We start from the raw sequence: 18,846 nt of genomic DNA on the forward strand, positions 1-18,846 counted from the left end.
AGTCCTTTCAGCGGCGGGGCAGGACGGCGCAGTGCGGCTGCTCGCCGTCCAGCACCGCCAGCAGGTTTTCGGTGGCGAGCTCGGCCATGGCGCGGCGCGTCTCGTGCGTGGCCGAGCCGATGTGCGGCAGCGGCGTCACGCGCGGGTGCGTGCGCAACGGCGACTCCAGCGGCAGCGGCTCGGTGGCGAACACGTCCAGCGCCGCGGCGCGCAAGGGGCCCTGGTCCAGCGCGTGCAGCAGCGCGTCCTCCTGCACCAGGCCGCCGCGGGCGCCGTTGACGAAGATGGCGCCGGGCTTCATCAGGCCGAACTCGCGCGCGCCCATCAGGCCGCGCGTGGCCTCCGACAGCGGCAGCGTCAGCGCCACGATGTCGGCGCGCCGCAGCACCTCGTCCATGGGCAGCCGCGTCACCAGCCCGGACAGTTCCGGCACGCGCACCTCGAAGGGGTCGTGGTAGAGCACCGGCATGCCGAAGCCCAGCGCGGCGCGGCGCGCCAGCGCCTGGCCGATGCGCCCGAAGCCCAGGATGCCCAGCGTCTTGCCGTGCACGTCCCAGCCGAACAGGTCCTCGCCGATGTTGCGCGTCCAGCGGCCCTCGCGCACGTGGTTGGACAGCTCCACCAGGCGGCGGCTGGCGCACAGGATGAGCGCGAACAGCGTGTCGGCCGTGGTCTCGGTCAGCACGCCCGGCGTGTTGCACAGCGCGATGCCGCGCCGCTCCAGGTAGGGCAGGTCGTAGTTGTCCACGCCCACGGAGATGCTGGAGATCACCTCCAGCGCCGGCGCGCGCTCCAGCGTCTGGGCGTCCAGCGCGAAGCTGGAGCCGATGAGGCCCTGCGCCTGCGACAGCGCGGCCAGGAACCGCTCCCGCTCCTCGGCGCGGCGCGGATCGGCCACGACGACGTCGTGGCGCTCGGTGATGCGTGCCAGCAGATCCGGCGGCAGCGTGCGGAAGACGACGACGTTCTTGCGGCTCACAGTCCGGCCTCCTGCAGTTGGGCCCGGGTGGGCAGTCCTTCGGTGTCGCCCGTGACCTGCACGGCGCGCGCGCCGATCCAGGCGCCGCGGCGCGCGGCCTCGGCCACGCCGCGGCCTTCGAGCAGGGCGCTCACCACGCCCACGGCAAAGCCGTCGCCCGCGCCCACGGTGTCCACCACCTTCGCGACGGGGAAGGCCGGCACCTGGCCGGTGCCCTCGGCCTCGTCGTCGTAGTACGCGCCCTCCGGGCCGAGCTTGACGATGACGGTGCGCACGCCCCGCTCGCGGTAGAAGCGCGCGATGGCCAGCGGGTCGCGGCTGCCGGTGAGCACGTAACCCTCCTCGATGCCGGGCAGCACCAGCTCGCACTGCACCGCCAGGCTGTTGAGCGTGTCGCGCATCAGCGCCTGCGAGGCCCACAGGGTGGGGCGCAGGTTGGGGTCGAAGGACAGGCGCCGGCCGGCCGCGCGCATGACCTCGATGGCGCGCCGCGTCACCGCCAGCGTGCTGGCCGACAGCGCGGGAAAGACGCCCGTGACGTGCAGCTGGCGCGCGCCGCGCAGCCAGTCCTCGTCCAGGTGGCGCAGCTCCATGCGGCTGGCGGCGGAGCCGGCGCGGTGGTACTCCACTGGCGGGTCGCTGCCGTCGTCCACGCGGCCCTTGAACTGGAAGCCGCTGCGCTCGCCCGCCGCCACCTCCACGCGCGAGCAGTCGATGCCCTCGCGCCGCATCTCGTTGAGCAGGTAGCGGCCCATGGAGTCGGCGCCCAGCCGGCTGCCCCAGCCGACGCGCAGGCCCAGCCGCGACAGGCCGATGGCCACGTTGGTCTCCGCGCCGGCGGTGCGCTTGTGGAAGTGCTGCACCGCCTCCAGCGGGCCGGCCTCGTCGGCCACCAGCATCAGCATGGCCTCGCCCAGGGTGACGACGTCCAGGCGGTCCTCGGGGGTGGGGTGCTTCATCGCTGTGTCTCCAGGCGGCGCAGCAGGGCGACCTCGGCGCGCGTGACGCCCACCAGGTCTTCACCCTGCAGCGGGTACTCGATGGCGCGTGGAGCACCAGCAGGCAGCGTGCGCAGCACAGCGCGCCACGGGGCGGCCGACTCCGCCAGCGGCACCGCCACCCACTTGGCCGGCAGGCGCTGCACGCCCTTGCAGTGCACGTAGCCCACGCCCGCGGCCAAGGCCTGCGCGGCCAACAGCGGGTCCTCGCCCTGCCAATGCCAGTTGCCCATGTCGAAGGTCATGGGCAGGTGCAGGCCGGCCGCCTGCACATCGGCGAAGAAGCGCCGCAGCGCGGGCAGGGTGCCGGCGCATTCGGTCTGGTCGTTCTCGATCAGCAACTCGACGGGCGTCTCGGCCAGGCGCCGTGCCAGGAACGGCAGGCCCTGCGGCCCCGCGTAGCCGCCGATGGACATCTTCAGCTTCGGCGCGCCCAGCAGCGCGGTGTGCTCCAGCGCGCGCTCCAGCGCCGGCAGGTCCAGGGCGCCGTCCATGCGCCACAGGCCTTCGGGGCTGGAAAAGACCCGCAACAAGCCGTGCGCCTGGGCCAGCGAGGCCAGCGCCGGCAGCTCGGCGGCCGGGTTGTCCAGCAGCTCGCCGCGCACCTCGAACCCATCGGCACCGGCCTCCGCCGCCAACTCGGCAAAGCGGCGCTGCCCCAGGCGGCGCACGTCGTCCGCACCGAAGGCGGACAGGGAAATCAGGATGGAAGGAGAAAACATGCTCGGCTCCGAAACCGGTTTCAGAGGATTTTATGAAACCGGTTTCAGAGTCGTATACGGGCTAACCCGGAGGTGCTGGAAACAGAGGGTTCAGGCGCCGGCCTGTGAGGAGCCGCGCACGATGAGCCGGGCGGGGAGGCGGAAGCGGCGCGGCTCGGGGCTCTGGCCTTCCAGGCGCTCGATGAGGCAGCGCGCGGCCTGCTGGCCGATGTCGTCGGTGGGTTGCGCGAGGGTGGTGAGGCCGGGGCCCACCAGCGGCGCCCAATCGGTTTCGTCGAAGCTCACCAGGCCCAGCTCGCGGCCGAGCGTGCAGCCCAGGCGCCGGGCGGCGGCGGCCACGCGCAGGCCCACCACGGCGTTGACCGCCAGCACGGCGGGGCGGCCCTGGGGGCCGGCGCGCTGCAGCAGGCCGCGCAGGGCGGCGTCCAGCGCGGCGTCGTCGCCGGGCGGGACTTCCACGCCGCTGCCGCGGCACTGCGCCGCGTGCGCCTGCACGAAGGCGTGGAAAGCCTCGTGCCGTTCCGCGCGCGAGCTGGCCTGCTGGATCGGCTCGGTGACGAAGAGCAGTTCGTTCCAGCCCTGCTGCAACAGGTGCTCCAGGGCCAATGGCACGGCCTGGGCGTTGTCCAGGCCGACCAGGTCCAGCGGCGCGTCCAGGGCGCGGTCCACCAGCACGATGGGCTTGCCCCGCTGCAGCGCGTCGTCCAGCACCTGCCGCTCGCGGCCCAGGGTGTGGAGGATGAAGCCCTCCACCTGGTAGGAAGCCAGCGCGGCGATGGCCTCGCGCTCGCGCGTTTCCTCGTTGCCGAGGTTGAAGAGCATGAGCATGTAGCCGGCGGCGCGGCAGACCTTTTCCGCGCCTTGCAGCACCGCCACCGAGAAGGGGTTGGCGACGTCGGCCACCACCAGTCCGATGAGCCGCGAGCGCCCGCGCTTGAGCGCCTGCGCCATGGGACTGGGCGCGTAGCCCAGCCGGGCGATGGCCTCCTGCACCCGCGCCGCCAGCTCCGCGCTCATCAGCTCGCCGCGGCGATTCAGCACGCGCGAGACGGTGGCTTTGGACACGCCGGCCTCGCGGGCAACGTCGTCGATGGTGATGCGGGAAGGAGTGGGAGAGGGAGAAGAGCTGCGCATGCCAGAACTGTAGGGCCTGGCGCGAGAAACCGGTTTCAGGGATTTGCCGGTGAAGACAGCCGCCCCGCTCAGTCCTGCATCGGCAGCGCCTTCGGATTGCTCTCCGCCAGCCTTTGCAGCGCGACGAACTCCAGGTGATGGCGCAGCGCCGCGTGCAGCGGCCGGCCCGGATCGGCGTCCCCGGCGCGGATGCGCTGCACCAGCACGGCGTTGAGGCCGGCCAGCGCTGCCTCCATCTCGCCGTCCTCCGGTAGCGGGGAGGGCGCTTCCGGGTCGTCCAGGTCCAGCAGCGTGCGCAGCGAGCGCCACTCCGCCAGCGCCGGCGCGTCACCCGCGCGCAACTGGCGCTCGGCGATGCCCATGGCGTTGGCGACCATCAGCGCGGCGTGCCGGTGCTCGGCCGGCAGCGCGGGCAGCAAGGTGTCGCGCAGCAGGGCGCGCGCGGCCTGCAGCAGCTCGGCGCCGTCGGGGTGGTCGCGCATCAGCTGTTCTCCGTCATGTTCAGGATCTCCCACTCCAGCTCCGGCGTGATGTGCGCCGTCAGCGCCAGGAGCAGTGAACTTTCCTCGCCGCGGACATGCCGCTGCGCCTGCTGGATGGAGATCAGCGCCCAGTTCATGTGCGCCATCACTTCCCAGTAGCGCACCTGGTCGCGCGGAATGCGGCGGCCGGACTCGGCCTCGTAGCCCGCATAAAAGTCCTCGCGCTGGCCGATGCCGCCGGCCTCCAGCTCGTTGCGGCCGAAGCGCCAGCACTTGGCGCAGAACCAGCCGATGTCCTCCAGCGGGTCGCTCCAGCCGGCGAACTCCCAGTCCAGGATGCCGGTGAGTCCCCGGCCGTCCACCATGTAGTTGCCGCTGCGGTAGTCGCGGTGGCAGAGCGTGAGTTCATCGGGCCGCGGCGCGTGGCGCTCCAGCCAGCGCAGGCCCCATTCCAGGACCGGGTGTGGCGTGTCGTGGCCGTCGAGCCAGCGCCGCGCGCGTTCGATCAGCCAGGCCGCGGGCGGCAGTTCCGGGCGCTGCAGGAAGTCCAGGTCGGGCCGCGGCGGACGGATGTTGTGGATGCGCGCGAGCTCGCGGCCGAGCTGTTGCGTGAGCTGCACCCGGTCGCCGCCGAGCTGCGGGTCCTTCACGATGCGGTGCGCCGCCGCGGTGCCGGCCACGCGCCGCATCACGAAGAAGGGCCGCCCGAACACCGAGCGGTCCTCGCACAGCCACAGCGGCTCGGGCACCGTCACGCCCGCGCCGTGCGCCGCCTTCAGCAGCGCGAACTCCTGCGCGCGGCCATGGCTGGTGGCGACGCCGGCGGAGGCCGAGTCGCAGCGCAGCACGGCCTGCAGCTCGCCGTCGAAGGCGCCGCCGTCCAGGGCCAGGTCCAGGCGCCAGTTCTCCTGGACCGCGCCGCCCGAGAGCAGCTGGGCCTGGGTGATGCGCGCCGCGCGTGCGCCGGCGGCTTGGGCGATGAAGTTTTCCAGGGCGGCGCGCTGCGCCTCCGGCAAATCGGCCGCGCTCACAGCGAGCTCACCAGGTGGGCGCCGTCCACCGCCAGCGTGGCGCCGGAGATGGCGCGGCCGGCGTCGCTGGCCAGCAGCAGCAGCGCGCCGTCCAGGTCCTCAGCCTCGCTGAAGCGGCGGCTGGGGATGCGCGCGCGCAGCTTGTCGCCCGCCTCGGACTGCAGGAACTCGCGGTTCAGGTCCGTCACCACGTAGCCCGGCAGCAGCGCGTTGACGCGGACCCCGTGCCGCGCCAGCTCCAGCGCCATCGACTTGGTCATCTGCACCAGCCCGGCCTTGGAGATGGCGTAAGGCGCCACGCCGCCGGCCTGGCGCTCTGCCAGGATCGACGCGATGTTCACGATGCTGCCGCTTCGGCCGCTGTCCACCAGCCGGCGCGCGGCCTCGGTGGCGACCAGCCAGGCGCCCTTGAGGTTCGTGTCCACTACCGCATCCCAGTCGGCCTCGGTGTGGTGCAGCAGTGGTTTCGTGACGGTGGTGCCGGCGTTGTTGACCAGCACCTCGGCCACGCCGGCCTCGGCCGCCAGGCGGTCGAAGCAGGCGCGCACGCCGGCGGCGTCGGTCACGTCCAGCGGCAGCGCCAGCGCCTGGCCGCCCAGGGCGCCGATCTCCTGCACCAGCGCCTGTAGCGCCTCCACGCGCCGCGCCGCCACGGCCACGCGCGCGCCGGCGCGGGCCAGCGTGAGTGCGAAATGCCGGCCCAGTCCGCTGGACGCGCCGGTGACCAGCGCCAGCCGGCCGTCGAGCCGGAACATGGCTTCGATCCCGCTGCTCATGTGCGCCCCGCCACGATCTTCTTGCCCATGCTGTAGCGGTGCACTTCGCTGGGGCCGTCGTAGATGCGGAAGGCGCGCATGTCGCTGAAGATGCGCGCCACGATGCGCTCGCCGGTGACGCCCTGGCCGCCCAGGATCTGCACGCAGCGGTCCACCACGCGCCACTCGGCTTCCGAACAGACGACCTTGGCGCGGCTGGACTCGAAGTTGCATTTCTGTCCCTGGTCCAGCAGCCAGGCGGTGTGCCAGATGTGCAGCCGCGCGGTGTGCAGGTCCATGTCGTTGTCGGCCAGCATGAAGCTCACGCCCTCGTGCTCGCCCAGCGGCTTGCCGAAGGCCTGGCGCTCGCGGGCGTAGGCCAGTGCCTCGTCGTGCGCGCGCCGCGCCTGCCCCAGCCAGCGCATGCAGTGCGTCAGGCGCGCCGGCGCCAGCCGCACCTGCGCATATTTGAAACCCTTGCCCAGCTCACCCAGCACGTCGGTGGCCGGCACGCGCAGGTTCTCGAAGCTCATCACCGCATGGCCGCCGGTGAAGCAGCTGTCCATGGCGTCCATCAGGCGCTCGATGCGGATGCCGGGGCGGTCCATGTCGGTGAGGAACATGCTGGCCGAGCCGTCCTCCATGCGCGCCATGACGATGGCGAAGGCCGCGCCCTCGGCGCCGGTGATGAACCACTTGCGGCCGTTGATCACGTAGTCGTCGCCGTCGCGCACCGCGGTGGTGGCGAGCATGGACGGATCGGCCCCGGCGCCCGGCGCGGGCTCCGTCATCGCGAAGCAGGAGCGGGTGTGGCCCTGCACCATCGGGCGCAGCCAGCGTTCCTTCTGCGCGTCGGTCGCCACCTGCTCCAGCAGGTGGATGTTCCCCTCGTCCGGCGCGTGGATGTTGAGCGCCGTGGGGCCCAGCGTGGAGTAGCCGGCCTCCTCGAAGACGACGGCCTTTTCCACGTGCCTCAGGCCCAGGCCGCCGAGCTCGCGCGAGGCGTGCGGCGTGAGCAGCCCGGCGGCGCAGGCGCGCTCGACCAGTTCGCGGCGCAGCGCCTCGCCGGGGCCGTGCGGCGTCTGGCGCGGGTCGCGCTCCAGCGGGATGACTTGCTCGGCAATGAAGCGCCGAGTGCGCTGCTGCAACGCCAGCAGCGCCGGGGAGAGGGAAAAATCCATGGGATGCAAGCGAGTTCCGGGAGGGCGCCGACCCTATGCAGCAAAGTGCAGGAAAGGCGCTGCTGGAGTATGTCCAGCCGGGGCGGGGCCGCCCCTAGGGAATGGCCCCCAGTAGGAGAGGGGCATCGGACCCGTTGCGGGTCCGACGGGTGTCAGGCGGTGCGGCCCGAGACAGGGATGTCTTCGCGTGCGGGCTGGTTGTCCACGGCGGGCTCGTCGGTGGCGCCGAACACCGGGGCGGAAAGGGCGCGGCCCAGGCCTTCGAGTGCGCTGTCCTTGTGCTGCGAGGCATCGGGTGCTTGGCGCCATGGGGCATGCGCGCCGTGGTGGCGGCCCTGCTGGCGCATCGATCGATATTTCTCGTCGAGTTGGCGCGCGTACTCCTCGCGATAGCGTTCGAAATGGGCGTCAGTGGCGCGTAGGTCAGCCATGGTTCAGTCCTCCGTGGAAAACCGTTTTCAAACGGACCGCTAGCGTGCCGCAATCGGTGTGCCCGAAGCCAGCGGCGCGCAGCTTGCCCATGGTAAGAGTCGAGGAAAACCAATCCAAGGAGTGATATGGCAACAGGCAGCCTGCTGGCGCTGGTGGATGACATCGGCACCGTGCTCGACGACGTGGCGGTCCTTTCCAAGGTGGCGGCCAAGAAGACTGCCGGCGTGCTGGGCGACGACCTGGCACTCAACGCCCAGCAGGTCACTGGCGTCAGCGCCGACCGCGAGCTGCCGGTGGTGTGGGCGGTGGCCAAGGGTTCGCTGCTGAACAAGGCGATCCTGGTGCCGCTGGCGCTGTTGATCAGCGCCTTCGCTCCCTGGGCCGTGACGCCGTTGCTGATGGTGGGTGGCCTGTTCCTGTGCTTCGAAGGTGTGGAGAAGCTGGCGCACCGCTGGCTGCATAGCCAGGCCGAGGACGACGCCGCGCACGCGCAGCTGGTGCGGGCGCTGGAGGATCCGCAGGTGGATCTGGTGGCCTTCGAGAAGGACAAGATCAAGGGCGCGGTGCGCACCGACTTCATCCTCTCGGCGGAGATCATCGCCATCACGCTGGGCGCCGTGGCCGGGCAACCGCTGATGACGCAGGTGCTGGTGCTGGCGGGCATCGCGCTGCTGATGACGATGGGTGTCTACGGCGTGGTCGCGGGCATCGTGAAGCTCGACGACCTGGGGCTGTACCTGCAGCGCAAGGCCTCGGCGGCGGTGCGTGCCATCGGCACCGGCATCGTGAGTGCCACGCCGTGGCTGATGAAGGCGCTGTCGGTGGCCGGCACGGCGGCGATGTTCCTGGTGGGCGGCGGCATCCTGGTGCACGGCGTGTCGGCGCTGCACCACTGGATCGAAGAAGCGACCAGCGAGCACGCCGGGTTCCTGGACGTACTGCTGACGAGCTTGTTTGACGCTGCCATCGGCATCGTGGCGGGCGCGATCGTGCTGGTGGGCGTGAAGCTGGTGCAGCGCATACGCGGCGGCCGCGCGATCGCTCATTGACCCAATGAGTTGCTGCTTTTTGAGGCAGCACAAGGGCTGCCCCATAGGAATCAAGCACTTGGGTGTACTGTGGGCAGGTGGCCCACAGTGTTGTCCACAGTCATCGGGGAAAACCCGCAGCCCGGACCAGACTCAAGCGCTGTGCGATGCGGGCCCTTTTGTGGCCCCTAAATGGAGCAACCCGCCAGCGGCCTTGATCCGTTGGCGGGTTGCCTGTCGCCCTCAAGCAGAAATCGGAGGCGGTACTTGGTTAGCCCTTCGGCGTTCCGTTCTGGCCTTCCGCAGTGCGATCGGTTGACGGGTTCACTTTACGCCCGTGATCCAGGGATTCAAGGGCGATGACGTTGCTGGTAGGGGTTAACGGCCGCCGTGCTTTGGGCCGAGAGGCCAGGGACTTCCCCAAACCGAGCGCGCAAAGGAAAAGGGCCTTGCAACAGCAAGGCCCTTTTCGAATTTGTGGTGGGACGAGGCCCCGCGAAAGTTGATCGCAACCCTTTGTCACGCCTGAAATTATGGGTGGCGTTCTTGTCATGTTGTCCGGGTTGTTATCCGGTCGCTGTGAGCCTCCCGAGGTGCCCGGTCATGAGGGGTCCACCCAGGACGCCTGGGCGGGCCGCGTGTGCCAGATCGGCGGGGTCGCAACCAGCAACCCGCCGCCAGCGGGTGGCCTGCTTTGTCCTGTCCGAAGTTCGGTGCAGTGGTGGTGAAAAACCGGCATGCACTCCGGTTCAGTGCAAATTGCAACGGGGACAGCGGGGACAGCGGGGACAGCTCTGTAAGTCACTGTCGCATAACGCTTCTTCTGTCCCCGCTCGCTCCAAATCTGTCCCCGCTCCCATTTTCGAGCGGGGACAAATTGCCTGGAATCCGCCTGTTTCCCGCTGGAACAAGCCTTGAAGGGCTCAAGCAACTTGCAGCGCGGGCGCAGCGTGCACGGTTCGTTGCGGCGCTGCGGCTGTTCGCGTATGCACGTTTTGTCCTGTTGAAGTGAGCCAGCAGCTCGAAGCCCTGCAGCTTGGTCCGCACCAGGCGCAGCAGCTGGCCCACCACCTGGCCGGCGCTGGCGCTGGTGGCCGGCCACGACGCCGGCCCCGTGCGGGCCACTGGCAGCGCTCAGAAGCGCGCCCCGGCCGGCGGCAAGGCCCACGGTCCACCGAGGCCAGCGCGGCGCCGTGGTGGTGCTGGCAGCCGGCGCGGCGCCCCCGGCCAGCAGCGCCAGCAGCTCGAAGCCCTGTAGCTCGGTCCGCACCAGGCGCAGCAACTGGCCCGCCACCTGGCCGGCGCTGGCGCTGGTGGCCGGCCATGGCGCCAGCCCTGTGCGGGCCACTGGCAGCGCCCAGGAGCGCGCGCCGACTGGCGGCAAGGCCCCCACGGTCCACCGAGGCCTGCGCGGCGCTGTGGTGGTGATGGCAGCCGGCGCGGCGCCCCGGCCAGCAGCGCCGGCAGCTCGAAGCCCTGCGGCTCGATCTCCACCAGGCGCAGCAGCTGGCCGGCGCTGGCGCTGGTGGCCGACTGCGGCGCCGGCCCCGTGCGGGCCACTGGCAGCCACAGGAGCGCGCGCCTGCCGGCGGCAAGGCCCACGGTCCACCGAGGCCAGCGCCGCGCCGTGGTGGCGCTGGCAGCCGGCGCAGCGCCCCAGCCAGCAGCGCCAGCAGCTCGAAGCCCTGCAGCTCCAATCCGCACCAGGCGCAGCAGCTGGCCCGCCACCTGGCCGGCGCTGGCGCTGGCGCTGGTGGCCCGCCTGGGCAGCCTCAGCCGCCGGCGCAGTAGCGTTTGACCGTGGCAGGCGACAGGCCCCAATGCGCAGCCGTCGCCGCGATGCTGGCGCCTTGCTCGGTGCGCCAGGCGCGCACCGCAGCCGGGTCCGCCTGCTGCGGCCGGCCCAGACTGGCCTTGCCCTTGTGCGTGCGGCCGGTTTCGGCCAAGGCGGCACGGGCCTTGTCGCGGCCGGCAGCCGTGCGCTCCACGATCCGGGCGCGCTCCATGTCGGCCACCTGCGCCAGCACCGCCAGGATTAGCTCGCCCACGCCCTGCGCGATCCGGCCCAGCCCGTGCACTTCCACGGCCACGCCACGGCGCAGCAGCTCGCGCACCGTGGCCTGCACGTCCAGCGCGTCCCGGCCCAGCCGGTCCACCGCGTACACGTGCAGCGTGTCGCCCTTGCGGATGGACTGGAGCAGCGAGGCGAAGCCGGGCCGCGCCGCCGCCGGCACGCCACCGCTCACGCCCTCGTCCTTGAATTCCTGATCGAAGCCGCCGCCCATGGCGTGGCGCTGGGCCTCAATGCTTTGGTCGGTGGTGGACACACGGTAATAGGCGACACGATGCATGGTGCAGAACTGGCTCAAAAGATAGTGTCTGCATCATGCCATAGCTCATAACCCCGTTTCAATAGGTTGTGAGCTAGGCTCAAGGCCCGTTTTCGGCATGGCTCAAAACTTACAACTTGTGAGCCACTGTATGAGCCTACCCGGACCGCGCCGGACACGGCGGCGCCGAACGGACACACTGCCCGCGCCCGTGTCCGTCGTAAAGGATGGGTGTGTCTGCAACCGGGCAGGGCGTATGCACCAACCGGACACACACAGGGCTGCATGCGGGCGCGGCAGTGGGCCGGCAGCGCCAGCAGCTCGAAGGCCTGCGAGGAGATCCGCACCAGGTGCAGCAACTTGCCTGCTGCCCGGGCGCTGCTGGGGCTGGCGCCGGCCACGGCACCGGCCTCGGGCTTCTCAGTTGGCCGACAAGGTGCGCAGTACCCCGGCCGGGTCGCGCTGGATCAGGTTCAGCAGCACCAGCGCCGGCCCCTGCGGGCTGCGGTCGCCGCGCTCCCAATGGCGCAGCGTCGCCACTGAAAAGCCGAAGCGCGCAGCGAATTGCGCCTGAGACATGCCCACGCGATGACGCACGGCGGCCACGTCCACCGGCTCAGGCCGAAACTCGCGCACCTCGACGGCTTCGCCCTTGGCGTGCTTGATGGCCTCGCCCAGACCCTGCCGGATGCTTTCAAACGCCTTGCCCATTGCTCACCTCTCCAGCCACAAAGACACCAAGACCTCCACCAGCCCGGCCAGCTCGTTGCGCTCCGCCTTGGTCAGGTTCGCCCGCTCGTTCTTGGCAAACAGCGTCAACAGATACAGCGGCATGGCCTCGCTGTGGAAGTAGTAGATGACGCGCACGCCGCCGCTCTTGCCCCGCCCGTCACGGCCCCAGCGCAGCTTCCGCACCCCGCCGGTGCCCTCGATCAGGTCGCCTGCCTTGGGATGGGCCGCTAGGTACTCGACCACCGCCCGGCGGTCGTCATCTCCCAGCAGCTTGGACGCCCGGCGCAGGTATTCGGGCAGCTCGGCAACGGTCATCATGTACCGCGGAAGTGTAATCCGCTGGATTACAGCCGCTCTCCAGCAGCGCCCAGGAGTGCGCGCCGACCAGCGGCAAGGCCCACGCACCGAAGCCAGCACGGCGGTGTGGTGGCACCGGCTGCCGGCGCAGCGCCTGGCCGGCAGCGCCAGCAGCTCGCTCCGCACCAGGCGCGGCAACTCGCCCACCGCTTGGCCGCTGCTGACCTGTGCAGACGCCTGCACGGACGCTCAAACGACAAGCGCCAGCGTGTTGCCGCGCTGGCGCTTGAGGGAGTGGACGCAGGGCCGCCAGCCGGCGGCTCAGGGCTCACAAGTCGTCTTCAAAGATGCTCGGCTTGACGTGGTAGCAGGGGGCTTTGCTCATGCCCGGCAGTCGGTGCTTGACCGTCAGCCGGTCCTTCTCATGCACCAGGTGGCCGCGCTGCTGCAGCAGCCGGGCCACGGCCTGCGGGTCGAAGCCCTTGCACACGTCGCGCCGGAAGGCTTCGGGGAACACCAGGTATTCCACCAGCGCGTCCCGCGCCGGGGACGATTCCGGCGTGCTCACCGCGTCCATGTACTCGGCCGCCGCGTCGATTCGCAAGGGCTTGCCTTCCTCGTCCACCAGGCGCCGGAAGCCGGCCCGCAGCGGGGTATTGGCCCGCCTGTCGTCCATGGCCCGGTGCGTCCAGGTGAAGAGCGCGTCCCCGTTCTTCTCCAGGAAGGCGCGCACCTGGCGCAGCATCGCGGCGGTTTCGCCGTTGCCGGCGTGGCCCCGGGTGCGCAGCCAGGCCATGAAGCACTCACGGGCCGCGTTCTCCGCTTCGCCCGGTTCCCAGCCGGTGACGCCCGCATGCGTCGCCAGCTCACCGGCCGCGCCCACCAGTGCGAAGCGGGAGGCCACGCACCACACCTGCGCATGCGAGTGCGCCGGCACCCAGTCCGCTTCCATGCGCCGCATGAGCGACTGCCCCAGCTCGGTAGCCTCGCCCATGTTCGCGGCCAGCCATTCCAGCCAGGCAGCGCCAGCCACGCCATAGGCCGCGGCGCTGGCGCTGGTGATGGCCTCAGCGAAAGCCTTGCCGGCCCCTGCGCCAGCAGCCACGCCGTGCAGTTCCTGGAACATGCCCAGGCCCGCACCAGCATCGGCCGGCACCGAGGGCATGCGCACCAGCTGGCCCTCGTTGGGCTTCTTGCCGGCCTCCTGCATGTGGTCCGCCAGGGTCTTTTCCCCGGACGACAGGAACAGCAGGCGCCAGGTGCGCCGCTTGCGTGGCAGCGGCCCACGGGAGCCACGAATCTTCTCCGCCTCGTTGCCCAGCATGTAGGCGCAGTCGCCCACTACCCGGCCGTCCATCTGGCCGATTTCGTCCAGGATCAGCAGGCAGTCGGAGTGCTGCACGGCCACGCTCTCCAGGCCGTTATCCGTGGTGCGCCATTGCTGCTTGAACTTGGGCGAGCCCCACACGCTGGCCGCCGCGAGAAGCGCCGTGGTCTTGCCCAGGGACGAATCCCCCACCAGGTGGAAGCCACCCGTCTGCACCTGCAGCGGCCCCACCAGCGGGCCGGCAAGGGCGCAGGACAGCGAAAACACCAAGCGCGAGTTGCCGGCGCAACGGGCCGACACGCCCGCCTGCCAGGCCTCCAGCGTGCCGCGACGCCGGAAGGTGTCTTCCATGCCGCTTTCGCTCTGGAACACGTAGCGCTTGCCCTCGCTGGACCCGATGCAGCGCGAGGGCAGCACGTACACCGGGCCGTGCCAGCCCACCCGGTCCGTGCAGGTCACCCGTGCGGCCGGGTTGCGGCTGTCGATGTACTGGCCCAGCAGGTTGCGGGCGCGCACACCGGTAGCCGTGCGCAATCCCATATCCCGCAGGCGCGCGGCCCACTCGTTGGACTCGCCGCCGAACAGCGCGGCCGGCGCTGCCCACGTGCGCGGGTTGCCGTCGCGGTTCTTGAACTCCAGCAGGTAGCCATAACCGTTGTCGGTTTCGTCGCGGGTGATGGCCGTCACGTGCAGCGGCTCGCACAGCCACTGCGGCGGCTTCTCGTTGCCGTCGTTGTCGCGGGCCACGTGCCACACGCCTTGTTCGTCCACGTGGAAGGGATCGCGGGGGCGCCGCTTGCCGCCGTCGCCCTCGCCATCGCCGGACCCGCCAGCGGCTGCAGGCGAGGCGCTGGCGCTGCCGTCCGGGGCCGCTGCACCCTTGCCCTTGGCCCGCTTGCGCGGGGCCTGCTGCGGGGCTTCCTGGGCCTCGGTGACGGCATCGGTGCCGGGCTCGGTTGCCGGCGCATCTTCAGCACCAGGAGACAGCGGCAGAGCCAGCAACTCGCCGGCCGCGCGCTCCACCAGCGCCAGCACCGCACCCGGCCCTGCGTGCTGCGCCAGGTCGTTGAAGTCGCTGCCGCCTTCGGGTAAGCCTTCGGGGAAGAAGGCCAAGCCGCCCGCGGCGCGCGCCGCGGCGCGGGCCTTGATGCGGCCGGGGTTCTTGCCGGTGCGCTCCTCGGTGGCCTTGTCGTCGTCGCCGGCCACCAGCAGCCGCGCGGCCGGGTACAGCCGCCGCAGCGCCTTGGCGACTTCGGGCAGGTTGCCGGAGTCGAAGGCCACGGCCACGGGGTGGCCCGCCACCTCGTGCACCGTGGATGCCGTGGCGTAGCCCTCGGCAAGCACCAGCAGGGCGGCGCCCTGCGGATCGCCCACCAGGTGCCACAGCCCCGCCTTGCGGCCCCCGTACAGATAGCGCTTCTCCCGCTGGCCGGCCGCGTGCTCCTCCTCGGTGGGCTTGGTGGGCGCGATCTGCTGCAGGTTCTGCAGCTCGCCGGCCTCGTTGCGCATGGGCACCAGCAACGTGCCATCCCGCATGAAGCGCACGCCGTGGGCCTGCACGCCCTTGCGCTGCAGGTAGGCGCTTGAGCCCTGTTCGCTGGCGTGCTCCCACAGGCGCGCGGCCTTCTGCGCCACCTTGTCAGCGAGGGCGCGGCGCCTGGCCTCTTCGGCCTCGCGCTGGCGCTGCTTCTCTTCGGCCGCGCGCTGCAGCGCCACCGGGTCCGGTGCCGGCGCGGCGCCGTCGCCTTCGGGGAAACGGAAGCCGTGGCCCTTGGCGATGGCGAACAGGGTGCCGATGCGCACCCGGCCGCCGGCCTTGATGCTGCGCCAGGTGTCGCGGGCGTCGGCTTGGTTGTAGTCCGTGCCGCTGCGGCTCCATTCGTCCCACAGGTCGAAGCCCGCGCCGTCCAGCTCGGACTTGCAGGCCATCGCCAGGCGCACCCAGGTTTCCCGGTCCACGTCCGGCGGGATGCACAGGAGCGCGCTGCGCACCAGCTCGGGCGTGATGACGCGCGGCGCGGCCGGGCCTCGCTGGCCCTTCGGGTAATGCGCTTGCGTCATGCGGTGCCGCCCTTGCCGCCTTTGCCGGGGCGCCCGGTGCCCACCATGGCAAGGGCCAGCAGGCCCACCACATGGCGCACCTCGCGGCCCAGGCCCCACACGCGCCAGCCCTGCACGGATTCAGCGGCGCGCTCGATGTCGCCGGCCCACAGGCCGGGCACCTGCCGCGGGTCCGTGCTCTCCTGCTGGTGCGGCGCATCGGCCAGCAGCGCCAGCACCCCGCCGGCCAGGCTCTCAGCTTCAGCCGCCAGCGTGCGCAGCCCGGCCGCCAGGCGCAAGGCGCTGGCAGCACAGCCCGGGGGCATCGTGGCGGCCCGCGCCAGCAGCTCGCCGGGCGGCATGTGCTCGAAGCGGTGCGGGGCCGCGGTGCCGGCCTGCCGGGCTTGGCGGCGCCGTGAGGCACCGCCCTTGTGCCTGCGGGCGGCGCTCATTGCCGATCCTCCAGCCGGACGGCATCGGCCTCTTTGGACGCCTTTGCCAGCGTGGCGGCCAAGTCGGCGCACATGCCGTGCGCCATGCTGATGCAGTGGCTGATGTGCAGACCCGTGGATTCGTCATCGATGGCAACGCGCCAATCCGGAGACCAACGCTCCAGCCGATCCGAAATCTCCTTGTCGCGCCGGGACCAGAACTCAAACGCCTTGAGGCTGTGCTGCGCGCGCGCCGCGAACTCGCACACGGCCAGCAGCGGAATGACCTTGAAGGCAAGCGCATATTGAGCGTCGGATGCCGCGTTGGAGGAACTGCTCAGCGCGTTGTCCAGCTCGTTGAGCCGCTGGTGGCGCCGATCCTCACCACTGCGGCGCTCGGGGCCGCGGTACTGCGCAGCGTCGGCAACGGTGGCGGCCGGCTTGGCGCCGGCGCTCATGACTGGCCCCCGCCCTGGCCGCCGATCTGCTCCAGCAGCGGCAGCGCCACGCACCAGGAGATGCGCCCGCGCAGCGCGGCGCGCAAGACGATTTCCCGGGCCTTGCGGCACAGGAAGTGCGGGGGAACGTAGGAGGAGGGGGAAGAGGAAGGTTGCGCAGGCAAGCGCAGCGTGCCGCCAGCGTGGGCGGACTTCGGGCCTTGGGCCATGGTTCCGGGCTCCTTGTTGAGCTTCAGAAGCCACCCGCCACGTTTTCAAGCGCAGCGGGTGGGCAGGGTGTTGAAAACACGCAACAAGACGTGCCGCCGTCCTTACGGATAGGCGCACCCTGCCCATAAACCTGACGGAATCCGGGCATGACAAAGCCGCGCTGACGTGGCGGCCGGACGCTTGTTGTGAGGTGTTTTCAAGCACCTGGGCACAGTTTGCCACACGGCCCAAACCGCGCCGCTGGCGCTGCCTGTCGCGCTGGCGTTCACGCTCGCGCTGCTGGCCTTCGTCATGCACGCGCTGGAAGCCTTGGCAGGCCGGGCAGGGCGCGGCAATGCGGCAGGTGCAGGGAGCACCAGGAGTGAGCCGGGGGGCGGTGTCCGCCTCCTGGGGCTGGATCTCCGGCGCGGGCTGCTCGGGGCCTTGCTGGGCTTCAGAGGTTTGCTTGGCGGTCGCAGTGCTCATATCGCAGCACCGCCTTCCAGCTGCAGGCTCAGCTGAACCGCCTCCCGGGCCTGCGCTACCGCAGCGAGCAGCCGGGGCTTCTCCCTCTTGCGTTGGAGCATGGCAAGGCTGCCCCGGCGTGCCGCCGCAAAGGACTGCGCTTCCGCGCGCTCCGCCGCCTGAAGCCGCGCCAGCAGTGCCGCGCCGCCTTGGGCAACGCCTTCCAGCACGTCCAGCACCCAGCGCCGGAAGTCGGCCGCCTTGGGCGTGCGCGCCAGCATCGCCAGCAGGTGCGCGCCGCGCAGGCTGAAGATGCGGACCTCTCGGGTCTGGGCTGGAACACCGCTTCGGTGTTCCGTGCCTGCACCCGACTGGCGAGGCTGGACGGTCAACTTGACCGTGCAGGTCATGGCCTCAGTGAACTCGCCAGCATGGCGCGCGTAGATGCGGCGGATTGCACTGTCGTCTGCATAGCCCAGCGCGCGCGCAATCTCGATTCCGCGCAGCCACGGCATCCCGTTGCGGTCCACCACGTTGAAGGTGACGGGCTCGAAGGTCAGGATGGTGCTGCTCCCTCCAGCCGGCACCGTCGCGCGGCAGAGCTGGCCGGGATCGCCCAGGGCTTGCCGTGTCGGCCAGGTGTCCGCAGAATCGCGTTGCTGCTGTAGTTCCCTGGGGCCCCGGACCGTTGGCGCGGTTGTCGGGGCCTCGTCATTTCCGGGCGTGCCTTGTCCTGCCCTGTGGGCGTGCAGTTGATTGAGCATCGGCACCCTCACGCTGCTGCTTGGGCGCCGGCTTGGCGCTTGGCCTGCGCCGCGCTGCTGGCCTTGGTGGCGCGCGCCTGCTGGCGCTGCTGGGCGGTCTCCTGCTGGGGCGCTTCGATCTGGGCTTGGAGCCATTCCCGGACCCGGCGCGCGGGCCATCGAGTGCAGCGCGCGCCCATGCGCACCGGCTCAGGGAAGGTGCCGGCGCGCACCCGCCCGAAGATGGCGGATGACTTCAGGCCCACCAGGGCGGATACGGCCTTGATGTCCAGCAGCGCCAGCTCCGCCAGGTCGGCAGGCAGGGCGTTGGCGAAAGCAGCCGCAGTGCTGGGGGCGGCAGACGACGGGGCAGGCGCGGCGGCCTGCATGGTGTGGAGCGTGCTGGGCATCGGTGGCCTCATGCGTTGAACATGGGGCCATTGCAGCGAGCACAGCAGCCGTTCGTAAGGGATAGAACGGTTTTCTACCGGGGGAGGAAACGGTTTTCTACCTCCCCCTGTTTACTGACGCGGATACAGGCGAAATCGGGCCAATGGTTGCGCTGCTGGCGCCTGTCCGCAGTTCGTAGGCTTGGGTTTCGCCCTCTACCCAAACCCATACAGGAGTGCCTGGGGGAGTTAATGCGGATGGAGAGGCACAAATCATCATCGCCCCGCCTGGTAGTGCCGAAGTCATTCCCATCGGCAGCTTCTTTCTTGCCCGTCTACAGGCAGAGCGAACGCCTGCCGCATCGTGTAAAGCTGGCCACTGCTGCACTGCCCAGTCCATCGCTTGATAGCGTTTTTCTTTGTGTACGTCTTCGCGCCAAAACAGTGCGAGAAACACCCCAATGTCTCGGGCGATCTTTGAAGGACGGCCGCCCTTAGGCACGGCCACCCAGCCCTTTGGTACTTGAAATTCCACAGCATCCCCATGCTGCCCCGATAAAAGGAAGCGGCGCCAGCCAGGCGGGGAACCCGGTTTTCCCCCCGTCGGGGTAGGCGCGGCAGGGTGTGATGGTAGGGACTGGATAGGCAAGGCGCTGTTCGCGTTATCTGTGGACGGCGCCTAAACTTTGCTTGTCCTCATAGC

At 70.6% G+C, this 18,846-nt stretch carries 20 protein-coding genes; 2 read left to right on the forward strand and 18 right to left on the reverse strand.

Features of this window, described 5'->3' with window-relative positions; translation table 11 throughout:
• Positions 1-7: 7 nt before the first annotated feature.
• The 9 genes from Q0741_RS10280 to Q0741_RS10320 form a co-directional block, all read right to left on the reverse strand.
• Positions 8-979, reverse strand: a complete 972-nt coding sequence (locus Q0741_RS10280) for a D-glycerate dehydrogenase (RefSeq protein WP_298233106.1) — start codon at positions 977-979, stop codon at positions 8-10.
• The gene (locus tag Q0741_RS10285; protein ID WP_298233107.1) at positions 976-1,938 is read right to left on the reverse strand and encodes a sugar kinase; all 963 of its coding nucleotides are present in this window, start codon (positions 1,936-1,938) and stop codon (positions 976-978) included. Before Q0741_RS10285 ends, Q0741_RS10280 begins: the two co-directional genes overlap by 4 nt.
• Positions 1,935-2,699, reverse strand: coding sequence for a TIM barrel protein (locus Q0741_RS10290; RefSeq protein ID WP_298233108.1), 765 nt, complete (start codon positions 2,697-2,699; stop codon positions 1,935-1,937). Before Q0741_RS10290 ends, Q0741_RS10285 begins: the two co-directional genes overlap by 4 nt.
• Positions 2,700-2,789: 90 nt before the next feature.
• Positions 2,790-3,833, reverse strand: coding sequence for a LacI family DNA-binding transcriptional regulator (locus tag Q0741_RS10295; protein ID WP_298233109.1), 1,044 nt, complete (start codon positions 3,831-3,833; stop codon positions 2,790-2,792).
• A 68-nt stretch (positions 3,834-3,901) separates the two neighbouring features.
• Positions 3,902-4,315 (reverse strand): DUF6285 domain-containing protein, encoded by a 414-nt coding sequence (locus tag Q0741_RS10300; protein WP_298233110.1) that lies wholly within the window; start codon positions 4,313-4,315, stop codon positions 3,902-3,904.
• Positions 4,315-5,346: a phosphotransferase family protein gene (locus Q0741_RS10305; RefSeq protein ID WP_298233111.1), complete on the reverse strand. Its 1,032-nt coding sequence runs from the start codon at positions 5,344-5,346 to the stop codon at positions 4,315-4,317. The genes Q0741_RS10300 and Q0741_RS10305 overlap by 1 nt, the downstream gene beginning before the upstream one ends.
• Positions 5,343-6,122 (reverse strand): SDR family NAD(P)-dependent oxidoreductase, encoded by a 780-nt coding sequence (locus tag Q0741_RS10310; RefSeq protein ID WP_298233112.1) that lies wholly within the window; start codon positions 6,120-6,122, stop codon positions 5,343-5,345. The genes Q0741_RS10305 and Q0741_RS10310 overlap by 4 nt, the downstream gene beginning before the upstream one ends.
• Entirely contained in the window at positions 6,119-7,282 is a 1,164-nt protein-coding gene (locus tag Q0741_RS10315; protein WP_298233113.1) for an acyl-CoA dehydrogenase family protein, read from the reverse strand. The genes Q0741_RS10310 and Q0741_RS10315 overlap by 4 nt, the downstream gene beginning before the upstream one ends.
• A 152-nt stretch (positions 7,283-7,434) precedes the next feature.
• Complete coding sequence (locus tag Q0741_RS10320; RefSeq protein ID WP_298233114.1) at positions 7,435-7,713, reverse strand: hypothetical protein; 279 nt, start codon at positions 7,711-7,713, stop codon at positions 7,435-7,437.
• Between the two features lie 126 nt (positions 7,714-7,839).
• Here Q0741_RS10320 and Q0741_RS10325 point away from each other — a divergent pair, with 126 nt between their 5' ends.
• On the forward strand, positions 7,840-8,763 hold the full coding sequence (locus Q0741_RS10325) for a DUF808 domain-containing protein (protein WP_298233115.1): 924 nt from the start codon (positions 7,840-7,842) through the stop codon (positions 8,761-8,763).
• Between the two features lie 1,015 nt (positions 8,764-9,778).
• Positions 9,779-10,000 carry a hypothetical protein gene (locus Q0741_RS10330; RefSeq protein WP_298233116.1) on the forward strand — a complete coding sequence of 74 codons (222 nt, stop codon included), beginning with the start codon at positions 9,779-9,781 and terminating at the stop codon, positions 9,998-10,000.
• Positions 10,001-10,514: 514 nt separating this feature from the next.
• Here the strand turns inward: Q0741_RS10330 and Q0741_RS10335 are convergent.
• From Q0741_RS10335 to Q0741_RS10375, 9 genes are all read right to left on the reverse strand, one after another.
• A complete protein-coding gene (locus tag Q0741_RS10335; RefSeq protein WP_298233117.1) occupies positions 10,515-11,093 on the reverse strand; it encodes a recombinase family protein in 579 nt (192 codons plus the stop codon).
• A 399-nt stretch (positions 11,094-11,492) separates the two neighbouring features.
• Positions 11,493-11,783, reverse strand: coding sequence for a helix-turn-helix domain-containing protein (locus Q0741_RS10340; protein ID WP_298233118.1), 291 nt, complete (start codon positions 11,781-11,783; stop codon positions 11,493-11,495).
• A 3-nt stretch (positions 11,784-11,786) separates the two neighbouring features.
• On the reverse strand, positions 11,787-12,122 hold the full coding sequence (locus Q0741_RS10345) for a type II toxin-antitoxin system RelE/ParE family toxin (protein WP_298233119.1): 336 nt from the start codon (positions 12,120-12,122) through the stop codon (positions 11,787-11,789).
• A gap of 307 nt (positions 12,123-12,429) precedes the next feature.
• The gene (locus Q0741_RS10350; RefSeq protein WP_298233120.1) at positions 12,430-15,489 is read right to left on the reverse strand and encodes a DUF927 domain-containing protein; all 3,060 of its coding nucleotides are present in this window, start codon (positions 15,487-15,489) and stop codon (positions 12,430-12,432) included.
• Positions 15,486-15,920, reverse strand: coding sequence for a hypothetical protein (locus Q0741_RS10355; RefSeq protein WP_298233121.1), 435 nt, complete (start codon positions 15,918-15,920; stop codon positions 15,486-15,488). The genes Q0741_RS10350 and Q0741_RS10355 overlap by 4 nt, the downstream gene beginning before the upstream one ends.
• The gene (locus tag Q0741_RS10360) at positions 15,917-16,357 is read right to left on the reverse strand and encodes a hypothetical protein (RefSeq protein ID WP_298233122.1); all 441 of its coding nucleotides are present in this window, start codon (positions 16,355-16,357) and stop codon (positions 15,917-15,919) included. The genes Q0741_RS10355 and Q0741_RS10360 overlap by 4 nt, the downstream gene beginning before the upstream one ends.
• Positions 16,354-16,566, reverse strand: coding sequence for a hypothetical protein (locus tag Q0741_RS10365; protein WP_298233123.1), 213 nt, complete (start codon positions 16,564-16,566; stop codon positions 16,354-16,356). Before Q0741_RS10365 ends, Q0741_RS10360 begins: the two co-directional genes overlap by 4 nt.
• Positions 16,567-17,028: 462 nt before the next feature.
• Positions 17,029-17,775 (reverse strand): BRO family protein, encoded by a 747-nt coding sequence (locus Q0741_RS10370; RefSeq protein WP_298233124.1) that lies wholly within the window; start codon positions 17,773-17,775, stop codon positions 17,029-17,031.
• Between the two features lie 8 nt (positions 17,776-17,783).
• The gene (locus tag Q0741_RS10375) at positions 17,784-18,164 is read right to left on the reverse strand and encodes an AlpA family transcriptional regulator (protein WP_298233125.1); all 381 of its coding nucleotides are present in this window, start codon (positions 18,162-18,164) and stop codon (positions 17,784-17,786) included.
• Between the last annotated feature and the right edge of the window lie 682 nt (positions 18,165-18,846).

The sequence above is a fragment of the uncultured Azohydromonas sp. genome (assembly GCF_937926365.1).
Lineage (GTDB): Bacteria > Pseudomonadota > Gammaproteobacteria > Burkholderiales > Burkholderiaceae_C > Azohydromonas.